Below are 16,503 nucleotides of genomic sequence, written 5' to 3'. Positions count from 1 at the left end.
CCGAGAAAGAAGCGGTCAGCTTAGGACGTCGGAGCCGCTGCCCGGATCGCGTTAGCAGAACAGTTGGCAGCTGAAGGGGAGGACACGCAGGTGCCAAGATTGGTGAACATGTTACCGAGACTGCTGCCGATGTTCGTCACCCCGGCGACAATCGCGACAGCGATCAGACCCGCGATCAGCCCATACTCGATCGCGGTAACCCCGTCGTTTTCCTTAAGGAAACGCTTGATGATTGCTTTCATTTTATTCCTCGTGCCTGTATTTACGTTCTTTGGCCTTTTATACGTATACGTTCCCGCATATCTGGCCGTTGCCCCGCGCTGTTCGCCTCATCTGCTGCAACGACAACCGGGTGCACTTTCTTTATAGATTGCCCCGAGGGGCATGGCTCACCATTTGATGCAAGTTAACATTCGCGATAGCGACCCTCCTCGAACGTTGTGTACCGAACCGTACATTTGCTTACATCTGCTCCGGATTCTATATCCGATCCCATTTACTTTCCAACCTCTTTTAACGACCCGGGTGGAAAAAAATGACCAGGAGCACGACGTATTTGTACGGCGTTTCGGTACGACTTACACATAGGATTTACGATAGGTTAGATGTGCACACCTATTCCACCAGTAAAACAATTGCCTCGTCCACCATGCCTGCGCGGCCCCACGTTACGCCGCACGCGTAACGCCAATGTTGTGACGTTACGTTACGAAACGCTCGAAACCGTTCTCATTCATCCCCCCTTAAACAGATTCAACAATCTTTCAATTTTCGTAACTTCCTTTTCCAACAAGGAATTGCCCCGTTTAAAACCTGTTGTCGAACCGTCGGCCATAGAAATGGCACGACAGTTGCAGAGTAGTCCCCGCACCACTCAACACAACGCAGTTCACAACACATTTTTAATGCGAGGACAAAATGGACATTAAGGTTATCCCTCATGGCGTGTTCCGGACGACTCTGATCGCGGCCACCGTTGCAGCCATGCTTTCCCTCTCCGCGTGCGGCGGCTCCGGTTCCATCAGCCAGGGGCTCGGCAGCGGCTCGAGTTCGGGCGGCGGCGATTCGATCTCCACGTCGGGCGGCGGTACGTCCGGCTCGAGCGGTACCTCGGGCACGAGCGGCACCTCCGGCACCAGCGGAAGCTCTGGCACAAGCGGTACGTCCGGCACCAGCGGAACCTCGGGCACGAGCGGCACCTCCGGCACCAGTGGTACGTCGGGCACGAGCGGTACGTCGGGTGTGTCGTCGAACCCAGTGGGAACTGTCCTCGCAAGCAGCAGCAACATCATCACGGGTGTCGGCGGAACCGTTTCGGGTCTCGGCTCCGTCATCGGCAATCAGTCGCTGCCGGGCGTCAACCCGGCCACCACGCAAGCCGCAGGCGGCATCGTGCAAAGCGTCGGTGGCGCAGTGACCGCACTCGGCAACGGCCTCGGTAACGGTCTCGGCCAGCTCGGTGCGACGAAGGATCCGCTCGGCACCACGCTCGCCAGCTCGGGCAACGTGGTCAATCAACTCGGCGGTGCGGTCACGCAGACGGGCACCCTGGTCACGAGCCTCGGCAGCGGCCCGCTGTCGCCGCTCGCACCGGTCACGGGCGCCGTCGGCGGCCTCGTGTCGACGCTCGGCGGTGCCGTATCGAACGGCGGTACCACCCTCACCAACGCACTGTCGACCGGCCCGATCCAGCAAGTCACGCAAACGGTCAGCTCGGCCATCACGCCGATCACGACGATGGTCGGCCAGACGACCCAGACGATCGGCACGGCGACCGGCCTCGGCGCGCCCGTCAACACGCTGCTCGGCACGGTCGGCAACGGCCTGAACCAGGCCGGCGCCCTGCTCGCGTCGACGGGCGGCAACCCCGTCACGACCGGCCTTGGCAACACGGTCTCGTCGACGGGCAACACCGTGAAGGCCGTCGGCGGCCTGCTCACGGGCGGCACCGGCGGCGTAACCAACCCGCTCGCACCGCTCACCGGCCTCGTCTCCACGGTCACCGGCGCACTCGGTGGTGCAACGGGTGGCGGCAGCGGCCCGCTCGCCCCGGTCACCGGCCTCGTCTCCACTGTGACGGGCGCACTCGGCGGCGCAACGGGTGGCGGCAGCGGCCCGCTCGCGCCGGTCACTGGCCTCGTCTCCACTGTGACGGGCGCACTCGGCGGCGCAACGGGCGGCGGCAGCGGCCCGCTCGCCCCGGTCACCGGCCTCGTCTCGACGGTTACCGGTGCACTCGGTGGCGCAACTGGCGGCAGCGGTGGCCCGCTCGCCCCGGTCACCGGCCTCGTCTCGACGGTTACCGGCGCACTCGGCGGCGCGACGGGTGGTACGAGCAGCAGCCCGCTCGCGCCGGTCACGGGTCTCCTCGGCGCGGTGACGGGCGCACTCGGTAGCGCGACGGGCAGCGCAGGCGGTAGCAGCCCGCTCGCCCCAGTGACGAACGTCGTGTCCACGGTGACCAGCACGGTCGGCGCGCCGGCATTGACCGGCGGCACGGGCGCCGTCACGAACTCGGGCTCGTCGTCGAATCCGCTCGCGCCTGTCACGTCGCTGATCGGTGGCCTGCTCGGCGGCACGCACGGCAAGTAAATCAAGCTCCATCAATCGACAAGACAGCGAGGAGTCAATCATGTCCCAGCAACGTTCTCTCACGACAACCGCCCTGCGCCAGTGGCGCGTGCCCCTCACGGCCTTCGCCGCAGCCTGCCTGCTCGCCGCCTGCGGCGGCGGCGGCGTCAGCTCGCCGCCGACCAGCAGCAGCAACAACCCCAGCAGCACGAGCGGTACGCCGAGCACAAGCGGCACCAGCGGCACGTCCACCGGCACCAAGGGTGTCGTCAGCACGGTTGGCCAGACGGCCAGCGACCTCGGCAGCACGGTCGGCAACATCAGCGTGCCGGGCCTCGGCGACGGCGTGACGAAGGGCGTCGGCAGCACGCTCTCCAGCACCGGCACGATCGTCGGCGCAGCGGCCGATGCCGTGAGCAACGGGCTGGGACAGATCGGTACGACTAAGGATCCGGTCGGCACGACCGTCGCGGGCCTCGGCAACGTGGTCGGCGCGACGAGCAATACGGTGTCCGGCCTGAGCTCGACGGTCAAGGCGCTCGGCACGGGCCAGCTCGCGCCGCTCGCGCCTGTCACGACCCCGATCGGCACAGTGCTCGACACGGTGGCCAATGGCTTGACGGCCGCCGGCACGACGATCGGCTCGACGCTGTCGTCGGGCGCCGTGCAGCAGGTGACGCAACCGCTCAGCTCAGCGATCACGCCGCTCGTGATCACCGCCGGCCAGGTCACGCAACAGGTCGGCACGACGACCGGCCTCGGCCAACCCGTCTCGGGCCTGCTCGGCCAGGTCGGCGGCGCGATCAGCTCGGCCGGCAAGCAGGTCGGCGGCGCGTCGAGCCAGCCGCTTGTCGGCGACGTCGGTCAGCTCGTGACTGCGGTCGGCAACACCGTGACCAACGCGGGTGGCCTCGTCAACCCGAATGGCCCGAACGGCGCGGCACCGATTCCCGGCCTGATCACGAGCCTCGTCGGCGGCTCGACGGCGACCGTACAGAACGGCACGTCGTCGGGTTCCGGCTCGACGAATCCGCTCGGCGGCCTGCTGTCGGGTCTCGGCTCGACGCCGCTCGGCCCGCTCACAGGCGCACTCGGCGGCGCGACCGGCGGTTCGGGCAGCAGCCCGCTCGCACCTGTCACGGGGCTCGTCTCCACTGCTACCGGCGCATTGAGCGGCGCGGCGGGCGGCAGCAGCGGCCCGCTCGCGCCCGTCACGAATCTTGTGTCGACGGTCACGGGCACGCTCGGCGGCGCAACGGGTGGCACAGGCAGTGCAAACCCTCTCGCGCCTGTCACCGGTTTGCTGAATACTGTCACCGGGGCAGTTGGCGGTGCAGCAGGATCCGGGGGAGCGAGCCCGCTCGCGCCGGTCACGTCGCTGGTCGGCAGCGTCACGGGTACGGCAACGTCGGGCAGCGGCTCGACAGGCCTGCTGGCACCGGTAACGGGGTTGCTGGGTAGCGTTGGCAAGTAAGGAGGACGGTCGCACTTTCGCAGCCGGAGCGAATGGCGCGACCGCACAAACACAACCGGCATTGCGGCACGCGGCGCGCGGCACCCTGGTGTCGCGCGCCGGCAATACAAAGAAGACGAAAAGCAAGGCCAACGAGGAAGAACAATGAAATCCAGACTCGACAGATGGATGATGCTGCTCGCCATCGCGGCAGCAGGCACGGCACATGCACAAACGCGCGCCGGGGGTAACCCGCTCGACTCCCTGCCCCAGATCAACGCACCGAAAGCCGGCCCGAACGTGACCGTACAGGTCGCACCGCAAGCGCCGCAATTGCAGGAATTGCTGTCGCGCCACCTGACGCCGACCACATTCCAGGTCGAAGGCGTGAAGTCCGTACCGTTCGAGGAAATCTCGCGTCGCTTCACCCCTCTCGTCGGCAAGGACATCACGGTCGGCGAATTGATCGAAACCGCCAACGGCGTGACGAAGCTGTACCAGGATCGCGGCTACGCACTGTCGTTCGCGTTCGTTCCCGCGCAGACGTTCGAGAACGGCGTCGTGCGCATCACGGTTGTCGAAGGCTATGTGTCGGACGTCAAGGTCACCGGCAAGCCCGGTGCGATGGAATCGAAGATTCGTGCGATCGCCGCGCATATCACTGCCGATCGCCCACTGCGCCGCGCGACGTTCGAACGCTACGTGAACACGTTCGGCCTGTTGCCCGGCCTCACGGTAAAAGCGAACGTACCGCCGCCGCAAACCACCGACGGAGCCACGACGCTCGAACTCGCGGTCGACCGCAAGCCGTTCAACGTCAGCACCGGTATCGACTTCAACCACCCAGGCGTCCAGGGACTCATTACCGCGACCGAAAACGGCCTCACGTCGTTCGGCGAGCAACTGAGCATTTCCGCGCTGGCGCCGCCGGGGCGCGACAAGCAGACTTATTTCGCATTCAGCGGCGCGGTACCCGTCGGCAGCAGCGGCCTGATCACGCGCCTCGACGCGAGCACGTATCGCGGCAAACCGACCGACAATCCGGGTTTGCCATCGTACGTGCAGCGTACGGTCAAGAACGAGAAGCTTGGTCTTTCGGCATCCTATCCGATACTGCTGAACAACCAGCGCAGCCTGCTGGGCACGGTATCGGGCTACGCAGCGCACAACGAGGACAATTACCAGAACCAGATCAACGGTGCGACGCTCAACAATCGGTCGCAGGTTCGCGTGCTGCAACTGCAGCTTGACTACACGAACGTCCAGCCGAAACAGGTACGAAAGCTGAGCTTCAACGTCGCCAAGGCGTTCGACATCCTCGGCGCGTCGAAATCGCAGACCGGCCAAGTTAACGGCACGACGATTACATACGCCGATCCGATATCACTGACCTTCGTCCGCACCGGTGCGACCTTCACGCAAACCAATGAATGGCCGTTCCGGATCGGCACGTCGGTCTCGCTGACCGGGCAATACAGCCCCGACTCGCTGCCGACGTCCGAGCAGATCTCGTTCGGCTCGACGCGCTACGCGCTCGGCTATCAGCCGGGCGAAGCGTCGGGTGACTCGGGATGGGGGATGTCTCTGGAGGTCAACCGTGGCTTCACGCCGGGCTGGACGTATATGAAATCCATTACCCCGTACATCGCGTACGACATGGCACGCGTATACCTGCACGCAGGCACGCCGTCGCCGAACCGCATGTCGTCGGTCGGCATCGGCGTGCGTTTCACGGACAGCCGCTTCTACAGCCTCGACCTGAACGTCGCGAAGCCGGTGGGTGACGCGCCCGTCGAAAGCGCATCGCGCAGCCCGCGCATCAATGCCGCATTCTCGTATCAGCTCAACTGATCGGTCACCAAGCAGCCCGCGCCACGCGGGCTGTTTCGATTAGAGTCCCCTCTATCAAACGTGGCGTGCGGTTTCACGTATTCTGGGGGAGCTCGCAACATGCCCGCCCCATGCAGACGGTCGTGCGAGCAAATCGAACACGACATGCAAAACAAGGAGGACGACAATGATTCAACTGACCCGCCCGTTGCGTGCAATCGCCATCGCCGGCGCACTGCTCGCTTGTGCCGCTCCCACGCTCGCACAAGCAGACAACCCCATCGGCATGTGGCAGACGATCGACGACAACACCCATCAGCCGAAGGCACTCGTGCAGATCGCCGAAGACGGCGACGGTGCGCTGACCGGCAAGGTCGTCAAGGGCCTCGGTGCAAACGATACGCCTGATCGCCGCTGCACAGCCTGCACGGACGAGCGCAAGGATCAGCTCATCAAGGGCATGACGATCATCAAAGCGATGAAGAAGGAAGGCGACCACTGGGACGGCGGCAACATTCTCGACCCGGAGAACGGCAAGGTCTACAAGTGCAAGATGACGCTTGAAGACGGCGGCCAGAAACTCGTCGTGCGCGGGTACATCGGCGTGTCGCTGCTCGGCCGTTCGCAGACCTGGGTTCGCCAGCAATAATGCGGCTCGCGCTTAAACGCGCAGCTCAATGAAAAAATCGGCCTGCGACGAAGTCGTCAGGCCGATTTTCTTTTGGAGCATGCATAGCTGGAACTGACGGACATCACGCTGCATGCTTCAGCGTGTCCGACGCATAGCTGCCAGGTGCGCGATACACGGGCGCCACATTGCTGCGCGCTTCCGCCGCCTTCGATTGCGTGTGCTTGCGCATCCGCGTGGACAATTCGTTGCACAGATTCACGCCTGCGTCGCCATAGAGTTCACGCATGATACTCATCAACGTGCCCGTCTCGTGCCAGACCTTGAAGCGTCGATGGCACGTTTGGTACGAAGGGTAACGGCGCGGCATGGCCGACCACGTTGCGCCACTGTAGATCACCCAGAGCACGCCATTCAGGACAGCACGTGTGTTGGCCAACGGCCGGCCGCGCAACTCGGTGCGCGGCTGCATTTCGGGCAGAAGCGGCGCGACGCAGCGCCACTCGTGGTCGGTCAGATCGCGATACGGTGTCATGGACATCTCCAGCCTTAGTAACCATGACACAACGATATCGGCTCACCTCAACAATGAATATAAGACAAATCCGAAAATACCCCGAGATCGCCCCAATTTGACCGGAATTGACGTTTGAATCCCGCCAATTGCCGGAAATCGCACTCAGGTCAGCGACGTATCGACGATGCGGCGCGGCGTTTCGATGTATTCCTTCGACTGCATCTCGACGATTCGCGAGACCGTCCGTGCAAACTCGTTGGCCATCGGGCCTTCGACGTACAACTGCTCCGCAGGCACTGCTGCGGACATCAGCAGCTTGACCTTGTGGTCGTACAGCACGTCGATGAGCCACGTGAAGCGGCGTGCCTCGGACGCCATCCGCGGCGACATCTGCGGCACCTCGGACAGCACGATCGCGTGGAAGCGGCTCGCAAGCTCGAGATAGTCGTTCTGCGAGCGCGGGCCGCCGCACAGCGTCGCGAAGTCGAACCATACGACGCCGTCCGCCTTGCGCAGCGCCTTCAGCTCGCGCTTCTCGATATGCAGGAGCGGACTTTCGTCGGGAACGGCAGCGAGCTTCTGGAAGGCATGCCGCAGTTCGCGATCGGCGTCCGCGCCGAGCGGCGTGTGATACATCTTCACCTGCGCGAGCGTGCGTTGTCGATAATCGACGCCCGCATCGACGTTGAGCACATCGAGCTTGGCCTTGATCAGAGCGATCGCCGGCAGCATGCGGTCGCGGTGCAGGCCGTCCGGATACAGGTCGTCCGGATCGTAGTTGGACGTCATCACGAACTGCACGCCGTTATTGAACAGGCGGTCGAGCAGACGATACAGGATCATCGCATCGGCGATGTCCGACACGTGGAACTCGTCGAAGCAGATCAGCCGGTAGCGCTTCGCAATACGGCGGGCGAGTTCGTCGAGCGGATCGGCCTGCCCTTTCAGCTCCTCGAGCTCGCGGTGCACTTCGCGCATGAATTCGTGGAAATGCAGGCGCGTCTTGCGCTGCACGGGCACGACCGCATAGAAGCTGTCCATCAGGAAGCTCTTGCCGCGACCGACACCACCCCACATGTAGACGCCACGCGGGAGGTCAGGATGAATGATGAGCTTCTTGAATGCGTTCGAGCGGCGCGCCTTGTACTCGACCCACTCGTCGAAACATTGCTGCAGGCGGTCGACGGCCGCGCGCTGGGCGGGATCGGACTGATAGCCGCGCGTGGTCAGTTCGCGCGTGTAGTATTCGGTGACGTTCATCGGGCAAACCGGAAAAAACGAAGGCGGACGGGAAACCCCGCCCGCCCTCGTCATGAAACGGCTGCGCCGGCCGGCGGCCGGCAGGCGCTATACCGTGCTCAGCTGTTCAGCGAGCGCTTGTCGACGGCGAGCGCCGCTTCGCGCATCACTTCCGACATCGACGGGTGCGGATGGCAGATGCGGGCGATGTCTTCCGACGCCGCCTTGAATTCCATCGCCACCACGGCTTCCGCGATCAGGTCCGATGCGTTCGCCGCGATCACGTGCACGCCGAGCAGTTCGTCGGTCTTCGCATCCGCGATCATCTTCACGAAGCCGTCCGGCGCGTTCATGCCGAGCGCGCGGCCGTTGATCGAGAACGGGAACTTGCCCGACTTGATCTCGCGGCCTTCCGCCTTCAGCTGCTGCTCCGTCTTGCCGACCCATGCGATTTCCGGGTACGTGTAGATCACCCACGGAATGCAGTTGTAGTCGATGTGCGGCTTCTGGCCGTCGATCACTTCCGCGACCAGCACGCCTTCGTCTTCCGCCTTGTGCGCGAGCATCGGGCCACGCACCACGTCGCCGATCGCGTACACGTTCGGCACCGCCGTACGGCAGTGATCGTCCACGTCGATGAAGCCGCGTTCGTTCGCCTTCAGGCCGATTGCCTCGAGGCCGAGGTTGTCGGTATTCGGCACGCGGCCGACCGATACGATCAGGCGGTCGGCGTCGAGCGTCTGCGCGTTGCCGTCCTTGTCCGTGTAGGCGATCGACACGCCGTCCGCGGTCGTCTTCACTTCGCCGATCTTCACGCCGAGATGGATGTCGAGGCCTTGCTTCTTGAACAGCTTGGCCGCTTCCTTCGCGAGCGCTTCGTCAGCTGCGCCGAGGAAGGCCGGCAGCGCTTCGAGCACCGTCACTTCGGCACCCAGGCGGCGCCACACCGAGCCGAGCTCGAGGCCGATCACGCCTGCGCCGATCACGGCGAGCTTCTTCGGCACCGTGTCGAACGTCAGCGCACCTTCGTTGTCCGACACGATCCTGTTGTCGACCGGGATGCCCGGCAGGTGACGCGCCTTCGAGCCCGTCGCGATGATCACGTTCTTCGCGGTGACGACTTCGGTTTCACCCTCGCCGCTCACTTCGATCTGCACGCCGGCGTCGGTCTTGCCGGTGAACTTGCCGTGGCCCTTCAGCCAGGTGATCTTGTTCTTCTTGAACAGGAACTCGATACCGGACGTCATCTTCTCGACGATCGCGTCCTTGCGGCCGAGCATCTTCGCGACGTCGATCTTCACGCCATCGACCGTGATGCCGTGATCGGCCAGGTGGTGCGACGTGTTCTCGAACTCTTCCGACGATGCGAGCAGCGCCTTCGACGGGATGCAGCCGACGTTCAGGCAGGTGCCGCCGAGCTTCAGCGCGCCGGCCGGGTTCTTCCACTTTTCGATACAGGCAACGGTCTTGCCCAGCTGCGCGGCACGGATCGCGGCGATGTAGCCGCCGGGGCCGGCGCCGATCACGACGACGTCAAATTCCTTGGACATGGCAATCCTTTCTTCTTGTGCATCCGCACGGGCGCGCGAGGTCGCGCGCCCGTGCGGAGCGGGTCAATGCGGTGAAACTCGGCTTACAGGTCGAGCAGCAGGCGTGCCGGATCTTCCAGCGCATCCTTCATCGCGACGAGCGACAGCACGGCTTCGCGGCCGTCGATGATGCGGTGGTCGTACGACAGCGCGAGGTAGTTGATCGGACGGATAACGATCTGGCCGTTTTCGACAACCGGACGCTCCTTCGTCGCGTGCACGCCAAGGATTGCCGACTGCGGCGGGTTGATGATCGGGGTCGACAGCATCGAGCCGAACACGCCGCCGTTCGAGATCGAGAACGTACCGCCCGTCATTTCCTCGATCGACAGCTTGCCGTCCTTCGCCTTCTGGCCGAACTCGGCGATCTTCTTTTCAATCTCGGCAAGGCTCAGTTGATCCGCGTTGCGCAGGATCGGCACGACGAGGCCGCGCGGCGAGCCGACAGCGATACCGATGTCGAAGTAGCCGTGGTAGACGATGTCGTTACCGTCGATCGACGCGTTCACGAGCGGGAACTTCTTCAGCGCGTGCACGGCCGCCTTCACGAAGAACGACATGAAGCCGAGCTTCACGCCATGTTCCTTCTCGAACTTGTCCTTGTACTTGTTGCGCAGTTCCATGACCGGAGCCATGTTCACTTCGTTGAACGTCGTCAGGATCGCGTTGGTCTGCTGCGACTCGAGCAGGCGCTCGGCGATACGCGCACGCAGGCGCGACATCGGCACGCGTTGTTCCGGACGATCGTTCAGCCACGTCGCTGCCGACGCCGGCACCTTCACTTCCGGCAGCGCCGGCTTCGCAGCGGCGGTCTTCGCCGGTGCAGCGGCCGGCGCAGCCTTCGGTGCGCTGCCTGCTGCGAGCGCGTCGCCCTTCGTGACGCGGCCGTCGCGGCCCGAACCTGCGACGTCGCCTGCCGACAGGCCCTTCTCGGCCAGCAGCTTCGACGCGGCCGGCGATGCGGCAGCCGAGCTCGATGCGACAGCGGCAGCCGGCTGGGCTGCCGGTGCGGCTGCAGCAGGTGCTGCTGCCGGCTTCACTTCGGCGGCGCCTGCCGCGGCTTCGGCAGCACCTGCCTTCGCTTCGGTGTCGATCGTCGCGATGATCTGGTCGGCAACGACCGTGTCACCGTCGTTCTGCAGCACTTGCGCGAGCACGCCCGCGGCCGGTGCCGGCACTTCGAGCACGACCTTGTCGGTCTCGAGTTCGATCAGGATTTCGTCCTGCGCGACTGCTTCGCCCGGCTTCTTCTTCCACTGCAGCATGGTGGCTTCCGAAACCGACTCCGAAAGCTGGGGGACTTTGACTTCTACGATAGCCATGTGATTTTCCTGGATGCTTAATCTGGGTAATGACGAGGTTCGTGCGATTCCTTCGGCCAGTGCGGCGCGCGACGCGCCCGGCAGGCCAAAAGAGACGGGAAAGCGCCGCGCGCCTTCCCGTTTCGCTTCCGTCGGTTATTTCGCGATCGATGCGCTCTTCAGGCGGCCGAACGCACCTTCGATGAGGGCCTTCTGCTGCTCGTAGTGCTTCGCGTAGTAGCCAACCGCCGGCGAGGCCGAAGCCGGACGGCCGCTGTATGCCAGCTTCTGCCCTTCCTTCATGCCTTCCTTCAGGTGGTGCTCGACGTAGAACCAGGGACCCTGGTTCTGCGGCTCGTCCTGCACCCAGACCACTTCAGTCGCGTTCTCGTACTTCTTCAATTCGGCTTCGAACTGCTTGTGCGCGAACGGATACAGCTGCTCGATACGGATGATCGCGACGTCGTTCGCCTTCGCTTCGCGGCGATGCGCGACGAGGTCGTAGTACACGCGGCCCGAGCAAGCCAGCACGCGCTTGACCTTCTTCGCGTCGATGCCGCCGTCGGTTTCGCCCAGCACCGGCTGGAACGAACCCTTCGCGAGTTCCGACAGATCCGACACCGCTTCCTTGTGGCGCAGCAGCGACTTCGGCGTTGCGACGATCAGCGGCTTGCGGAACAGGCGGATCATCTGGCGACGCAGCAGGTGGAAAATCTGCGCCGGCGTCGTCGGTTGGACGACCTGCATGTTGTGATCCGCACACAGTTGCAGGAAACGCTCGATACGCGTGGACGAGTGTTCCGGACCCTGGCCTTCGTAGCCGTGCGGCAGCAGCATCGTGAGACCCGACACGCGGCCCCACTTCACTTCGCCCGACGAGATGAACTGGTCGATCACGACCTGCGCGCCGTTGACGAAGTCGCCGAACTGCGCTTCCCACAGCACGAGCGTGTTCGGCTCGGCGGTCGAGTAACCGTATTCGAAGCCCAGCACGGCTTCTTCCGACAGCACCGAGTCGATCACCGTGAACTTCGCCTGGCCTTCAGCGATGTTCTGCAGCGGCACGTACGTGCCGTCGTTCCAGCGCTCGCGGTTCTGGTCGTGCAGCACCGCGTGACGGTGCGTGAACGTGCCGCGGCCCGAGTCCTGGCCGGTCAGGCGCACCGAGTAGCCCGATGCGACGAGCGACGCGAACGCGAGGTGTTCGCCCATGCCCCAGTCGAGCGGCTGGTCGCCACGCGCCATGTTGCGGCGGTCGTTGATCACGCGCTCGACGAGCGGGTGGACCTTGAAGTTTTCCGGGACCGTCGTGATGCGTTCGCCGAGGCGCTTCAGTTCTGCGAGCGGCACGGCCGTGTCGGCTGCATCCGTCCACTTGCGGTTCAGGAACGGAACCCAGTCGACCGCGTACTTGCTCTTGTAGTTCGACAGGACCGGGTCGACCGTGTGGTGACCGTCGTCCATCGCCTTGCGGTACGCCTTGACGTAGTTGTCGGCGTCTTCCGCGCTGATCACGCCCTGCTGCACGAGCTTCTCGGCGTACAGCGCACGGGTGCCCGGGTGCTGCGCGATCTTCTTGTACATCAGCGGCTGCGTGACCGCCGGCGTGTCCTGCTCGTTGTGGCCCAGCTTGCGGAAGCAGACGATGTCGATCACGACATCCTTGTGGAACTGCATCCGGTAGTCGATCGCGATCTGGATCGCGAGCACGACGGCTTCAGGATCGTCGCCGTTCACGTGCAGCACCGGCGCCTCGATCATCTTGACGACGTCGGTACAGTACAGCGTCGAGCGCGCATCGCGCGGGTCGGACGTCGTGAAGCCGATCTGGTTGTTGATGACGATGTGCAGCGTGCCGTGCGTGCCGTAGCCGCGCGTCTGCGCGAGGTTCAGCGTTTCCATCACGACGCCCTGGCCTGCGAAGGCCGCGTCGCCGTGGATCTGCACCGGCAGCACCTGCAGGCCGTCTTCGTCGCCGCGACGATCCATCCGCGCCTTCGCGGAACCTTCGACCACCGGGTTCACGATTTCGAGGTGCGACGGGTTGAACGCGAGCGACAGGTGGACCGGGCCGCCTTCGGTCGACACGTCCGACGAGAAGCCCTTGTGATACTTCACGTCACCGGCCGGCAGGTCGTCGACGTGCTTGCCTTCGAATTCGGCGAACAGGTCGGAGGGCATCTTGCCCAGCGTGTTGACCAGCACGTTCAGACGGCCACGGTGGGCCATGCCGATGATGATTTCCTGCACGCCGCGCTTGCCCGAGTGCTGGACGACTTCGTCCATCGCCGCGATGAAGCTTTCGCCGCCTTCGAGCGAGAAGCGCTTCTGGCCGACGTACTTGGTATGCAGGTAGCGCTCGAGGCCTTCAGCGGCCGTCAGGCGATTCAGGATGTGCTTCTTCTCATCTGCCGAGAAGTTCGGCGTCGCGCGGATCGACTCCAGGCGCTCCTGCCACCAGCGCTTCTGTTCCGGGTCGCTGATGTACATGTATTCGGCGCCGATCGTGCCGCAGTACGTGTCTCGCAGACCCTTGACGATGTCACGCAGCGAAGCCTGGTCGAAACCGAAATACAGGTTGCTTGCGCTGTACGTCTGGTCGAGGTCGCCTTCGGAGAAATCGTAGAACGCGGGTTCGAGCTCGGGAATGGCGGGACGTTCGCGACGCTTCAGGGGATCCAGATTGGCCCATTGCGAGCCGAGGAAGCGATAGGCGCTGATGAGGGACTGAACGTGCACTTGCTTGCGTGCCGCAGCCAGATTGCTGGTGCTTTCGCGCGGAATGAAGGCATTGGCCTTCGCGCGCTCGGCGAACGATTCGACGATCGGGAAATGGGCGACGTCATTGGCATTCGAACCGTCCGTTGCAGGCACATTCTGCAGCGCGTCGAAATACTCTCGCCAGTTCTCCGGCACCGATGCCGGATTGTTGAGGTATGCATCGTACAGTTCTTCAACGTACGAAGCATTGCCGCCGAACAGATAGGAGTTCAGCTGAAACTGCTTCATTACATCTGACATTTTACGCTCACCTTTCTTCGAGCTTCTCGAGAAATAGCGGGTTACTCAACCTTCCGCGACACGGCCTGACCGTTTAGCGGATTGCGAATCAAGTCTTGCTTGGAAGGACCTAAAACTTGCGTGCGCGCAGCATATCACAGAACCGATACCGGAGTTCACGGCGAAATGTGCCCGAAAGCACCGCGCGACGGGGTTTTGCCGGATTGCCACGACCCGCAGGAACAGTCTTTTGCAGACGACACGATTGCACTTCGCGCAGATGCAAAAAAGGCTGCCCCGAGGGCAGCCTTTTCCGTCATGCAAGGGAACGATCGAACGCTCAGTCGACCGCGCCTTCGCGGCTCGCGCGGCGACGCTCGTGCTCTTTCAGGAAGCGCTTGCGCAGGCGGATCGACTGCGGCGTCACTTCGACGAGCTCGTCGTCGTCGATGAACTCGACCGCGTACTCGAGCGACATCTGAACCGGCGGCACGAGGCGCACGGCTTCATCGGTACCCGATGCACGCACGTTGGTCAGCTGCTTGCCCTTGATCGGGTTCACGACGAGGTCGTTGTCACGGCTGTGGATGCCGATGATCATGCCCTCATAGAGCGCGTCACCCGGCTTCACGAACATGCGGCCGCGATCCTGCAGCTTCCACAGTGCGTAGGCCACGGCAGCGCCGTCGTCCTGCGAGATCAGCACGCCGTTGCGGCGCTCGAACACCGAGCCGTCCTTGACCGGTGCATACGAGTCGAAGATATGGCTCATCAGGCCCGTGCCGCGCGTGAGCGTCAGGAATTCGCTCTGGAAGCCGATCAGGCCACGCGCCGAGATCTTGTACTCGAGACGCGTGCGGCCGCGGCCGTCCGACGCCATGTCGAGCATCTCGCCCTTGCGGCGACCGAGCTCTTCCATCACGCCACCCTGATGCTCGTCCTCGACGTCGACGGTCAGCAGCTCGTACGGCTCGTGCCGCACGCCGTCGATTTCCTGCATCACGACGCGCGGACGCGACACGGCCAGTTCGTAGCCTTCACGACGCATGTTCTCGACGAGAATCGTCAGGTGCAGTTCGCCGCGGCCCGACACTTCGAACACCGTTTCGTCGCCGGTGTCCTTCACGCGCAGCGCGACGTTGTGGTTCAGTTCCTTCATCAGGCGGTCGCGGATCTGGCGGCTCGTGACGAACTTGCCTTCGCGGCCGGCGAGCGGCGACGAGTTGACAAGGAAGTTCATCGTCAGCGTCGGCTCGTCGACGGTGATCATCGGCAGCGCTTCCGGCGTATCCACCGCGCAGATCGTTGCGCCGATGCCGACGTCTTCAATACCGTTGATCAACACGATGTCGCCGGCCTCGGCCGATTCGACCTGCACGCGCTCGAGGCCCGTGAACGACAGCACCTGGTTGATCTTGCGGTTCAGCACGTCGCCTTCCGGGCCGAAGCGCATCGCGACCGGCTGGCCCGGCTTGATGCGGCCGCGCGTGATGCGGCCGACGCCGATCCGGCCAACGTACGTCGAATAGTCGAGCGACGTGATCTGCAGCTGCAGCGGCGCGTCCGGATCCGCCGGACGGACCGGCACGTGCTCGAGGACTGCCTCGAACAGCGGGCGCATGTCGCCTTCGCGCGCAGCGGGGTCGAGCGACGCATAGCCGTTCAGGCCCGATGCGTAGACGATCGGGAAGTCGAGCTGCTCTTCGGTTGCGCCGAGCTTGTCGAACAGGTCGAAGGTCTGGTTGATGACCCAGTCGATCCGCGCACCCGGACGGTCGATCTTGTTGACGATGACGATCGGCTTCAGGCCGAGCGCGAGCGCCTTCTTCGTGACGAAGCGCGTCTGCGGCATCGGGCCCTCGACCGCGTCGACGAGCAGCAGCACCGAGTCGACCATCGACAGCACGCGCTCCACCTCGCCTCCGAAGTCCGCGTGCCCCGGCGTGTCGACGATGTTGATGTGCGTGCCTTCGTATTCGACCGCGCAGTTCTTCGCGAGAATCGTGATCCCGCGCTCTTTTTCGATGTCGTTCGAGTCCATCACCCGCTCCGCAATCTGCTGGTTCTCGCGGAAGGTGCCGGACTGGCGAAGCAGTTGGTCGACGAGCGTAGTCTTGCCGTGGTCGACGTGGGCGATGATGGCGATATTGCGAAGGGCGCGGGTCATAGAAACCTGGAAATCGTTTGAACGCGCAAAAGCGCCCGCTCGTTTTTCACGGGCGCGCGCATTGCAGCTTGGAAAGCCTCAAATTATAGCACGTGAGAATGTCGAGAGCTGACCGGCACGCCCTCCCCTCGAACGCGCCAATCCGCCGACGCCCACGTCGCAGGCGAGCCCAAAAACCTTATCAGGATCAGGGATTTTTGTGGCGCGA

The 16,503-nt window shown here is 63.8% G+C and carries 11 protein-coding genes; 4 read left to right on the top strand and 7 right to left on the bottom strand.

Annotation, left to right across the window (positions count from 1 at the left end):
* Positions 1 to 20 precede the first annotated feature (20 nt).
* On the bottom strand, positions 21 to 242 hold the full coding sequence (locus G3N64_RS05340) for a Flp family type IVb pilin (protein ID WP_205782705.1): 222 nt from the start codon (positions 240 to 242) through the stop codon (positions 21 to 23).
* 676 nt (positions 243 to 918) lie between these two features.
* On the opposite strand from G3N64_RS05340, the gene G3N64_RS05335 reads away from it, so the two are divergent.
* From G3N64_RS05335 to G3N64_RS05320, 4 genes are all read left to right on the top strand, one after another.
* Positions 919 to 2,592, top strand: coding sequence for a collagen-like triple helix repeat-containing protein (locus G3N64_RS05335; protein WP_205782704.1), 1,674 nt, complete (start codon positions 919 to 921; stop codon positions 2,590 to 2,592).
* 40 nt (positions 2,593 to 2,632) lie between these two features.
* On the top strand, positions 2,633 to 4,045 hold the full coding sequence (locus G3N64_RS05330; RefSeq protein WP_205782703.1) for a collagen-like triple helix repeat-containing protein: 1,413 nt from the start codon (positions 2,633 to 2,635) through the stop codon (positions 4,043 to 4,045).
* 144 nt (positions 4,046 to 4,189) lie between these two features.
* Positions 4,190 to 5,875, top strand: a complete 1,686-nt coding sequence (locus G3N64_RS05325; RefSeq protein ID WP_205782702.1) for a ShlB/FhaC/HecB family hemolysin secretion/activation protein — start codon at positions 4,190 to 4,192, stop codon at positions 5,873 to 5,875.
* A gap of 166 nt (positions 5,876 to 6,041) precedes the next feature.
* Positions 6,042 to 6,503: a DUF2147 domain-containing protein gene (locus G3N64_RS05320; protein ID WP_205782701.1), complete on the top strand. Its 462-nt coding sequence runs from the start codon at positions 6,042 to 6,044 to the stop codon at positions 6,501 to 6,503.
* Between the two features lie 103 nt (positions 6,504 to 6,606).
* Here G3N64_RS05320 and G3N64_RS05315 read toward each other — a convergent pair whose 3' ends face one another.
* The 6 genes from G3N64_RS05315 to typA all read right to left on the bottom strand — a co-directional run bounded on the left by G3N64_RS05315 (position 6,607) and on the right by typA (position 16,295).
* Positions 6,607 to 7,017 (bottom strand): transposase, encoded by a 411-nt coding sequence (locus tag G3N64_RS05315; protein WP_205782700.1) that lies wholly within the window; start codon positions 7,015 to 7,017, stop codon positions 6,607 to 6,609.
* 144 nt (positions 7,018 to 7,161) lie between these two features.
* The gene (gene zapE / locus G3N64_RS05310; protein ID WP_205782699.1) at positions 7,162 to 8,259 is read right to left on the bottom strand and encodes a cell division protein ZapE; all 1,098 of its coding nucleotides are present in this window, start codon (positions 8,257 to 8,259) and stop codon (positions 7,162 to 7,164) included.
* Between the two features lie 98 nt (positions 8,260 to 8,357).
* Complete coding sequence (gene lpdA, locus G3N64_RS05305; RefSeq protein WP_205782698.1) at positions 8,358 to 9,788, bottom strand: dihydrolipoyl dehydrogenase; 1,431 nt, start codon at positions 9,786 to 9,788, stop codon at positions 8,358 to 8,360.
* Positions 9,789 to 9,871: 83 nt separating this feature from the next.
* Positions 9,872 to 11,149 carry a 2-oxoglutarate dehydrogenase complex dihydrolipoyllysine-residue succinyltransferase gene (gene odhB, locus G3N64_RS05300; protein WP_011656695.1) on the bottom strand — a complete coding sequence of 426 codons (1,278 nt, stop codon included), beginning with the start codon at positions 11,147 to 11,149 and terminating at the stop codon, positions 9,872 to 9,874.
* Between the two features lie 135 nt (positions 11,150 to 11,284).
* Positions 11,285 to 14,149: a 2-oxoglutarate dehydrogenase E1 component gene (locus G3N64_RS05295; RefSeq protein ID WP_205782697.1), complete on the bottom strand. Its 2,865-nt coding sequence runs from the start codon at positions 14,147 to 14,149 to the stop codon at positions 11,285 to 11,287.
* Positions 14,150 to 14,468: 319 nt separating this feature from the next.
* The gene (typA, locus tag G3N64_RS05290) at positions 14,469 to 16,295 is read right to left on the bottom strand and encodes a translational GTPase TypA (protein ID WP_039358989.1); all 1,827 of its coding nucleotides are present in this window, start codon (positions 16,293 to 16,295) and stop codon (positions 14,469 to 14,471) included.
* Positions 16,296 to 16,503 lie beyond the last annotated feature (208 nt).

The organism is Burkholderia sp. Ac-20344 (genome assembly GCF_017104975.1).
GTDB lineage: Bacteria > Pseudomonadota > Gammaproteobacteria > Burkholderiales > Burkholderiaceae > Burkholderia.
Note: the sequence above shows the minus strand (reverse complement) of the source record. Positions and strands in the feature narration are given on the sequence as shown.